Genomic DNA, 8,291 nt, shown 5'->3' with positions numbered 1-8,291 from the left:
CATCCTTACTACTTCCAGCTTGAAGCTGGCGTCAAATTGTCGGCGCCTTCTTGTCATCTTGCTCTTTTTCCTCGTCGATTCAGGATTGTCCCCCTATCGACCTGTCCGAGGAAATTAGACCACTACAGGCCCATTCAAGCCCCGACGTTTCGCCTTTGTGAAAGCCCGGCCAACAAAAACGGCGGCCGGCCTTGTCCGCAGGTAACGTGGACAAGACAATGGCAGCCGGTGACGGTCACTGTCGGGATGAATAGGGCGTCTGTAAGAGCATCTGCCGAAGCTCTTTCCGCGCGCCGACGCTCATAGCGGGTTGCCGGGACTGATAAGGCGATCGGGGACACCGCATTTCGCAACTCGACGTTGGAAGGCAGCTATCTGGTTCTCGCCGCCCGCGCGCTCGGCCTCGACACGTGTGTGATGTCAGGCTTCGACGCCGTCAAGGTCGACAAAGCCTTCTTCGCGGGCATGACGATCAAATCGAATTTTCTGACTGGCCTAGGCTACGGCGACGCGTCGAAATTGACCTGCATATTCTGCACGTCACCTTCTGGAAGCGGCCCTGGTAGCGTGAAACGCGCTGGATTTAACTGAAGATCGCGATGTAGAACACGACGACGCCGATCACCGCACCGACAAAGCAGAAGTTCTCTTCCGTATCGTCGCCATTCGAACGCAACCACGCGCCCAGGACGCCAAACAGCCCTGCGATGCCGAGCGCCACACACAGCATCACAACGTCGAATAGTGCGCTCTTGCCCAGTTCGGAGAAATCGATGTTGCGCACGCCGAGGTATAAGGCGAGCGCCATCAACGATATGCCGACGAGAGGCAGCATGACATGGCTGCCCTCATATCCCACGTGATGGGCGCGGTGCGCAGGGTGCCCGTGGTCAAAACGATGGCGTGATCTGAGCAGTTTCATGATCGCCTCCTGGCTCGCCGTTTCCGCGAGCTAACACCAACTGAGCCGGCCTTTTGCGCATCAAAGACGTCTCAGCGGCTCGATAGGCCAGCGAGCCTTCTTTTAGAATAGTCGACGCGCGCCGGCAATTCAAAGCCCATTTAATTAGGGTTATCAGGGTGACGCCGTCACTCCCGATGGAGGTTGTTTGGCGCGTGCCCGCTAGCCCCGCAGCTGTCGCTGCAATGCAGCGAGGCAGTTGGAACTGCGCGCTACCCGGGCTATTTCCACAGGGCCGGCACGCCGCAGCGCATGTCGGTAGAATGGTCCCGGCCGTTGGCTGCATCGCCGCGGCGATTGGCCGCCGCCGGCGTTCCGCTCGTGCCGGTTCCTTCCCGCCTCCATCTTCCCTATGCGCCGCTCATCGTTTCTTGTACGCCTCATCCTGATTGGCATCCTGCTGCACATCTACGTCGGCTTCCGTCTGATTCCAGACATGCCCGTCGATATCACCGCCCGATGGCTGGCCGGGTTATGGCTCGTGCTCTCTGTCTTTCTGATCCCGCTCGGCATGCTCGCGCGTACGATCAAACGTCAGCCGCTCGGCGACCGGCTCGCGTGGGTCGGCTTGCTGGCGATGGGCCTTTTCTCCTCCCTGTTGGTGCTGACGTTTGTGCGTGACCTGGCGCTCGCTTCGCTGATGACGATTGACGCAATCTGGCCCAACACGGTCGCTCTCGCTCACTGGCGGACAGGCACTGCCGCAGCTGTGCCGTTGCTTGCATTGCTCTCGACGCTGGTCGGGCTGTTCAACGCTCGCCGCCGCGCAAAAGTCGTAACGATCGAGGTACCGATCGACGATTTGCCCGCCGCGCTCGACGGCTTCACGATCGTTCAGATCAGCGACATTCACGTGGGCCCAACCATCAAGCGCAGCTACGTCGATGCGATCGTCGATGCAGTGAACCGTCTGAAGCCCGATGTCATCGCGGTGACGGGCGACGTGGTTGACGGTAGCGTGCCGCAGTTGACTCATCACACGCAGCCGCTCTCACGGTTGAGCGCCCGTCACGGTGCGTTTCTCGTCACAGGCAACCACGAGTACTACGCCGGAGCCAATGCGTGGATCGACGAATTCCGGCGCCTTGGACTCAACGTGCTGCTCAACGAGCATGTGATCGTCGATCACGATGGTGCCCGTGCCGTTATTGCTGGCGTGACAGATTATTCGGCCGGCCACCATGATCCCCTGCACCGCAGCGACCCAATGGCGGCGATTGCGGGTGCACCGGGCGACGTGCTGATCAAGGTACTGCTCGCCCATCAGCCCCGCTCCGCCGAGGCAGCGGCGGCAGCGGGCTTCACACTCCAACTCTCAGGTCATACGCACGGTGGTCAGTTCTTCCCATGGAACTTTTTTGTGCGGTTTCAGCAGCCGTTCACTGCCGGCCTCGCGCGCCTGAACGGACTATGGGTGTACACGAGCCGCGGCACCGGCTATTGGGGACCGCCGAAGCGCTTGGGCGCGCCTTCGGAGATCACCCGACTGCGCCTCGTGCCCGGCGAACCGGATTAATGCGCGGGCGGAGCGCGGCGCTCGCGAGCCGATGATTCACTTCCGTGCAACGAGGACGCACCCGAAGGCGCGACTTACTGCACGGGTGCCACTGCGACATTGATTTGCGGTGCGAAGGCTACCAATACCTGCATGCCCGGCGTCACATTGGCGACCTTTGCCGGATCACGGCCCTGGATGTGGAACACCGAGCCATTCGGGCCTTTCAACGCCATGACGCCCGAAGCGTGGTCGATTGCCTGCACTTCGGCGCTGACGTTCTGATCAGAGTTCGGCTGTGCAGTTAAAGCAATGGTGCCTTGCCTTTCAGAACTGCGCGTGACGCTGATCACAGCGTTGCGCATCATACGGATATGAACCTTGCCGCCCTCCTTGATTTGCCCGAGGTTGCGCGCATCTGTAACGTCGAACGACGCCTCGCCGCCCTGCGCATCGCGAACCGTCACTGAGTGCTTTGCAAGATCGACGGATTTCACCACTCCTTCGGCCTGCAAGGTGCTGCTTCCTTCAAACGGCGCGGGCAGACCCGCGGCGAACGACGCGATCGAAGCAGCGGCAATCAACGCGCCAGCCATAATGACAAGAACTTTAGCTTTCATACATTCCTCAATGACGTCAGTGACGCAAATGACGCAAGTGGCGGGAACCGACGCCGCCGGGGTGAACCGGCTCTCTGAGCCAAGTGGCGTAGAGACGTTGCCATGCGCAGGCAGATACGGAAGGTGCGGATAGTATGTTTTTCGCGATGGGCGTCGTCAATATTTGGACTCCGTATTAACGTATCGATCGGTCCGCGCTCATTGTCGAAATTTCCGCAGCACATCTTGCCGAACTGACATACAAAGTACCCCGCAACGCGCTGGGTCCCCGATAGGCATGCCCAACCTCTACGCTTATCTTGCAATAGGTTCAGACAATGTTAATTCCATATCCCGAATATGGACTGTCCCATACGCTTCGACTAAGCTGTATCACCGCGTATTTCCCACACTCAACTATGGAGTCTCGTTTATGCAACACGGCATCATTGCATGGCTTATCATCGGCGCAATCGCTGGCTGGCTGGCTGGCGTGCTGGTCAAGGGCGGCGGCTTCGGCATTATCGTCGACATCATCGTCGGCATCGTTGGCGCGTTCATCGGCGGTTGGCTCGCCGGCGTGCTGCACGTTTCGCTGGGCAGCGGCTGGATCGGCTCGATCATCACTGCTGTGATTGGCGCGGTTATCCTGCTGTTTATCATCCGGCTCTTCCGGCGAGGCGGCTACGCGTAGCCTCTGATGTCTCGGCGTCAGGAGGAAAATTCACCTGGCGCCGGCTTTACCCTCGGTCAAGCAACCGCTTGGGCTACCGGCTAGATTGAGCCGGTATCATGCAGCCGCTATGTTAGGCCAGGGCCTGTCCAGCCGATGCGACGTTTGTCCTCCGGCTTTCAATGCATCCTCGTAGTGGTCGCGAAGCAGATCACGATACTGCCGAAGCACGCAACTCGGGATAATGAGAGTGGCGCGGTCGCGCGCACCAGGCCGTGCAGATCAGTCAGGCCCTGCTCCATCGCGAGCACGTCGATGTCGTGTTTGTTGTGGTCACAATGCGACACCGTCGGCACGACGCCCGAAATGCAGCCGCCCTTTGTCATCGATTTCGTTGCGAAGATCGCGCACGACGCATTGTGCGAAAAGTCGCCGAACCGCCAATGCCGTTCGCCATGTGCGTGCCGCCCATTGTGCGTTGAATTCACGCTGCCGAAGATGTCGAACGCGAGCGCGGTGTTCAATGCGATCATACCGAGTCGGCGAATCACTTCCGGATGGTTGCTGCTTTTTGTCGACGCAATACGAGGCGACCGCGGTAACGCTCGACCTCGCCGAACACGTGAGCCTAACGCGCGGCCAACAAAGTGCTCGGCGCCCCCCAGCGAACGTGACCTCGTCGGCGTGCTTCGGATGGAAGGGCGAATCCAGCAGCACTACTGAATAGATTTGGAAAGCGTCGAAAGGCGCATCGACGAATCCGACCAGCACCGCATTCGGGTCGTGCCTATGCCCGCCTGCCACGGCGGCAAGCGCCGGGGCATGCGTCCGCGCGACACTTCATGGTGAAAAATTAATCAGATGGCTGGCCATCAGCTTGGTCTCTGGATCCGCGGACAACACCGTCGACGGGCTATCCGCTATGCTCATTGCGTATTTCGGCGAACGTGACCGCCGATTTCGGGAACGTGACCGATTCGGCGGGGTTTGGCATTGCGCGGTGTTGATTGTAGATTTTCTTGTTAGTTCTGGTCGAGTTCGGGCTCCAGGACGTTGGGTTTTGGGGATGGCTTTCTGAGGGATTCACCGGTAAGCGTGATCCGATGATGGCGCTGCATGAGGCGGTCGAGCATTGCGTCGGCGATGGTCTCGTCGCCGATCCATCCATGCCAGTGCTCAATCGGTAACTGGCTGGTGATGATTGTCGCCTTTCCCGCCGAGCGGTCATCGATCATCTCGAGCAGATCGTTTCGGACCATCGCGTCGAGGGGGGCCATTCCCCAATCGTCCAGCAGGAGCACGTCAACGCGGGCGACCTGCAGCAGCCATTTTGTGAAGCCGCCATTGCCGTGCAGAACGCGAAGCTCCTCGCCAAGTCGCGGCACGCGCAGATACAAGGCCGAATGCCCGCGCCGGCAAGCGTATTGGGCCAAGGCGCAAGCGAGCCACGATTTCCCGGCGCCGGTTGGACCGCTGATGAGCAGGCTGTAGCCGGCTTCGACCCATTCACCGAGCGCGAGACTCGTGAGTGAGCGCGGATCGACGCCACGGCCAGCGCGCGTGTCGAGATCTTCAATGGCGGCTTGCGGATACTTGAGGCGCGCCTGCTTGAGCAGTCGGGTACGACGGCGATCGTCACGCCAACTGGCTTCCCGGTCGACCAGCAGTGACAGGCGTTCCTCGAAGCTCAGGCTGGCCGCGCCGGGCTGCGTCAGTTGTTCTTCCAGGCCGTCAGCGAAACCGTCCAGCTTCAGGGTGCGCAGTTGCGTCAGTGTCTGTTGCATCATCATGGTGGGTCTTCTTTATTGGTAGTAGCCGGGGCCGCGTACATGTGCGTGGCTCGGGCTGATCCAGTCGGCAGGCGTTGCCACAGCAGCGCGGTCGCGATTGTTGATCAGGATGTCGCGCACGTGGCGGTAACGGTGCACGCCCAGCTCCAGTGCTAGCGCACAGGCGGCTTCGAGACGTTCGCGGCCATAGCGACGTGAGAGCGAGAGTAATCCGAGGCACGCCCGATAGCCGTGTTCCGGATGACGTTGCTCCTGCAGCAGCCGGGTAACAAGCACGCCGGTTGCCGCGCCGATCTGCTGTCCCCAATGAATCAGCCGCTGCGGCGTCCATTCCAGATGAGCGCGGTGCGCCGCCGGCATGTGCTCGACGACGGTGGTGTAGCCGCCTGCGCGCTCGTTGCGTGCGTGGCTAGCGACACGGCGACCGCGATGCAGCAGTTCGACAGCGCCCGCCGTGATGCGCGCATCGAGCTTGAGACCGACCAGCGCGTGCGGCACGCTGTAGCGGTGTTTGTTGATCTCGACGTGATAGTCGATGTGAACCGTCACTGTCTTGAAGCGCGCGAGCTCATAGGGCTGTGCCGGCAGCGACTGCAGTGCCGGCGCGTCCAACTGGGCGAATGCGCTGGCGCGACATCCCGGCAGTTTCTGGAACGGCCTCTCATTCAGGTTCTTGAGCAGCGGGCGGATCGCCTCATTGACCGAGTGGACCGACTCAAACCGCTGATGACGCAGGCGCGCCATGATCCAGCGTTCGACCACCTGGACCGCAACCTCTACCTTCGGTTTGTCCTGCGGACGATATACGCGCGCAGGAAGGAATGATGTGCCGTAGTGACGCGCGAATTCCAGCACAGTGTCGCCAGCGCGAGGTTCATAGCGATCGGGATCGGCAATCATCGCCCGTGGGTTGTCCGGGACGATCAACTGCGGCACACCACCATAGAAGGTCAGCGCGCGAGCAATCCCGCCCAGCCAGTCCTCCATCGTCTCGGCCGGCGTTGCACATGCGAACGTGTAACTCGATGCGCCCATAGCCGCTACGAAGATGTGCGCGCGGCGTCCAGTCGTCAGTGGCAACGTGGGGCCGGCGAAGTCGACAAACAGCTTCTCGCCGGCGCGATGAATCTGGCGCATCGAGCGCTTCAGGCGTTTCGTGAACGCCTTGTAGTGCCCACAGAACTGCGTATAGCGGTAGGTCTGCCGGTCCGCGAACTCAGCCTGGTATTCCTCCCACAGCAACGTCAGCGTCATGCCCTTGCGACGCAGTTCCTGATGGATGCGTCCATAGTCGGGCTGGGCATAGGCTGATGGCCCCGTGGGCTTTCCGAGAAGCCGCCGCTCGAGTTCGCCTTCATCCATATCGCAGGCGCTTGCCCAGTCCAGCCCGGCGGCACTGGCTAGTCCGATGTACTTCGTGACCACGCCCTTGGATATGCCCAGTGATGCGGCGATCCGATCGTGCGAGAAGCCGCCATCGAATTTAAGTCGTAAAACGTCCTTGATCATGCGCATGTTCATCCGGTGCGCGGGCATCGTCTCTCCGGCCAAAGCCGGCGAGCATAGCCCGCGTGGTTGATGTCATGCGCAACGCCAATCCTGCCTTCCGGTCCGCTCGGTCACGTTCCCGAAATGACCGGTCACGTTGCCGAAATCGCCGGTCACCATCCCGAAACGGCCGGTCACGTTCGTCCGAAATACGCACTCATGATCACGATCGTCGCGATTTTTTTGGCGCGGGATCTCGACGGCCGGCTCAGGCATTGCAATGCCCAGCGCCAACAGCTCCGCACTGACGGCTGCGGAACTTCCTCAGGAACAAACAATAATGAGCCTATCAGCCGGGCGGACAACGCAACTTCCGCCGTGAAATGGAACGATTGATGGATCCGTTACAAAACATGCGAGTGTTCGTGTGCGCGGTGGAAGCCAGGCAGTCTTACCGCCGCGCAGTCGCTCAATTCGACGAACGGCACGATGTCGCGCGCAGTTCGGAACTTGATGCGCACCTGTGTAAGCGCTTGCTAAACCGCTCGACGCGCCGTCTCGTGCTGACTACTGCGGGCTAGCGTTATCTCAAGCGATGTCGGCACACCTGACCGACATTGATACCGCTGAAGAAGAAGCCAGTTGCACGCACGCACGAGAGGGCACTTCGCATGCACAGCTTCGCAAGCGTCGGCCAGCATTATGTGCTGCCGGTGATCTCGCGTTATCGCGCGCTTATCGGGAAGTAACCGTGCAATTGATGCTGCCGCGGCGCATGCCTGATCTTTCGAAGGCAGCCGGATGTCGCGATAATCGGTGCCTCATATGACAGCGCACGGTGCGCCGCAGTGGCCCGGCGATCTCACGCATCACGAGTGCGTAATCTTCCATACGCCCGTGTTCCGCCGCACGAGTGGGCGCTCGATGGATCCAATGGCAGCGAGATGATGAATATCGATGTCCCGTGCAGGTGATATCGCGGAGTCGCTGATCGTTGCGAGCCGGGAAGTGATGGACATCGGCACGGGCCCCTTTTACGCCGAGATCGCTGATTGAGAGATGGTATCTCGCTTCAGGAAAGTTGCAACCCAGTGATTTAGCGATGGCGATTGCCGCTGTGGCTTGGCCGCAGCCGCAAATGCTGCGTGTCTTGTTCTTGCCGCGTAAACGCAGAAACCCCACCTTTTTCGGGGTGGGGTTTCTGGTGCTGCAGGGGAGCCTGACGATGACCTACTTTCACACGGGTAATCCGCACTATCATCGGCGTAGAGTCGTTTCACGGTCC

9 protein-coding genes and 2 pseudogenes are annotated in these 8,291 nt (G+C 60.4%); 6 read left to right on the top strand and 5 right to left on the bottom strand.

All coding sequences use genetic code 11. The features are described from left to right. Positions 1-139 precede the first annotated feature (139 nt). Positions 140-591, top strand: a pseudogene (locus C0Z16_RS36540) (nitroreductase family protein); the annotation flags it as partial. Here the strand turns inward: C0Z16_RS36540 and C0Z16_RS36535 are convergent. Continuing rightward, positions 584-922: a hypothetical protein gene (locus C0Z16_RS36535; protein WP_102636791.1), complete on the bottom strand. Its 339-nt coding sequence runs from the start codon at positions 920-922 to the stop codon at positions 584-586. The pseudogene C0Z16_RS36540 and the gene C0Z16_RS36535 sit on opposite strands and share 8 nt — an antisense overlap. A gap of 391 nt (positions 923-1,313) precedes the next feature. On the opposite strand from C0Z16_RS36535, the gene C0Z16_RS36530 reads away from it, so the two are divergent. Then, positions 1,314-2,477, top strand: coding sequence for a metallophosphoesterase (locus tag C0Z16_RS36530; protein ID WP_102636790.1), 1,164 nt, complete (start codon positions 1,314-1,316; stop codon positions 2,475-2,477). A 74-nt stretch (positions 2,478-2,551) separates the two neighbouring features. Here the strand turns inward: C0Z16_RS36530 and C0Z16_RS36525 are convergent, their stop codons facing one another. Continuing rightward, on the bottom strand, positions 2,552-3,076 hold the full coding sequence (locus C0Z16_RS36525; protein ID WP_102636789.1) for a hypothetical protein: 525 nt from the start codon (positions 3,074-3,076) through the stop codon (positions 2,552-2,554). Positions 3,077-3,488: 412 nt separating this feature from the next. On the opposite strand from C0Z16_RS36525, the gene C0Z16_RS36520 reads away from it, so the two are divergent. After that, positions 3,489-3,749, top strand: coding sequence for a GlsB/YeaQ/YmgE family stress response membrane protein (locus C0Z16_RS36520; RefSeq protein ID WP_102636788.1), 261 nt, complete (start codon positions 3,489-3,491; stop codon positions 3,747-3,749). Positions 3,750-3,907: 158 nt separating this feature from the next. On the opposite strand, the gene C0Z16_RS36515 is transcribed toward C0Z16_RS36520, so the two are convergent. The 3 genes from C0Z16_RS36515 to istA all read right to left on the bottom strand — a co-directional run bounded on the left by C0Z16_RS36515 (position 3,908) and on the right by istA (position 7,054). Further along, positions 3,908-4,261: an acetyl-CoA hydrolase/transferase C-terminal domain-containing protein gene (locus tag C0Z16_RS36515; RefSeq protein WP_244201516.1), complete on the bottom strand. Its 354-nt coding sequence runs from the start codon at positions 4,259-4,261 to the stop codon at positions 3,908-3,910. A gap of 489 nt (positions 4,262-4,750) precedes the next feature. Beyond that, complete coding sequence (gene istB, locus C0Z16_RS36510; RefSeq protein ID WP_102636786.1) at positions 4,751-5,518, bottom strand: IS21-like element helper ATPase IstB; 768 nt, start codon at positions 5,516-5,518, stop codon at positions 4,751-4,753. A gap of 12 nt (positions 5,519-5,530) precedes the next feature. Beyond that, positions 5,531-7,054, bottom strand: coding sequence for an IS21 family transposase (gene istA, locus C0Z16_RS36505; RefSeq protein WP_102636785.1), 1,524 nt, complete (start codon positions 7,052-7,054; stop codon positions 5,531-5,533). A gap of 96 nt (positions 7,055-7,150) precedes the next feature. On the opposite strand from istA, the gene C0Z16_RS37975 reads away from it, so the two are divergent. The 3 genes and pseudogenes from C0Z16_RS37975 to C0Z16_RS38515 all read left to right on the top strand — a co-directional run. Beyond that, the gene (locus C0Z16_RS37975; protein ID WP_158244582.1) at positions 7,151-7,402 is read left to right on the top strand and encodes a hypothetical protein; all 252 of its coding nucleotides are present in this window, start codon (positions 7,151-7,153) and stop codon (positions 7,400-7,402) included. Next, positions 7,402-8,056: pseudogene (locus C0Z16_RS36495) on the top strand (LysR family transcriptional regulator); the annotation flags it as partial. The gene C0Z16_RS37975 and the pseudogene C0Z16_RS36495, both read left to right, overlap by 1 nt. A 52-nt stretch (positions 8,057-8,108) precedes the next feature. Next, on the top strand, positions 8,109-8,291 hold a 183-nt coding region (locus tag C0Z16_RS38515; RefSeq protein ID WP_208638672.1), incomplete at its 3' end, for a hypothetical protein.

The organism is Paraburkholderia rhynchosiae (assembly GCF_002879865.1).
Classification (GTDB): domain Bacteria; phylum Pseudomonadota; class Gammaproteobacteria; order Burkholderiales; family Burkholderiaceae; genus Paraburkholderia; species Paraburkholderia rhynchosiae.
The sequence above is the reverse complement of the archived record's forward strand: the minus strand, read 5'-3'. Positions and strand labels throughout refer to the sequence as shown.

Excerpts from the sequence above, each read along its gene's own strand:
- C0Z16_RS36515 (WP_244201516.1), bottom strand. The coding sequence starts at position 4,261 with ATGATCGCATTGAACACCGCGCTCGCGTTCGACATCTTCGGCAGCGTG.
- istA (WP_102636785.1), bottom strand. The coding sequence starts at position 7,054 with ATGCCCGCGCACCGGATGAACATGCGCATGATCAAGGACGTTTTACGA.
- C0Z16_RS36535 (WP_102636791.1), bottom strand. The coding sequence starts at position 922 with ATGAAACTGCTCAGATCACGCCATCGTTTTGACCACGGGCACCCTGCG.
- C0Z16_RS37975 (WP_158244582.1), top strand. The coding sequence starts at position 7,151 with ATGACCGGTCACGTTGCCGAAATCGCCGGTCACCATCCCGAAACGGCC.
- C0Z16_RS36530 (WP_102636790.1), top strand. The coding sequence starts at position 1,314 with ATGCGCCGCTCATCGTTTCTTGTACGCCTCATCCTGATTGGCATCCTG.
- C0Z16_RS36525 (WP_102636789.1), bottom strand. The coding sequence starts at position 3,076 with ATGAAAGCTAAAGTTCTTGTCATTATGGCTGGCGCGTTGATTGCCGCT.
- istB (WP_102636786.1), bottom strand. The coding sequence starts at position 5,518 with ATGATGATGCAACAGACACTGACGCAACTGCGCACCCTGAAGCTGGAC.
- C0Z16_RS36520 (WP_102636788.1), top strand. The coding sequence starts at position 3,489 with ATGCAACACGGCATCATTGCATGGCTTATCATCGGCGCAATCGCTGGC.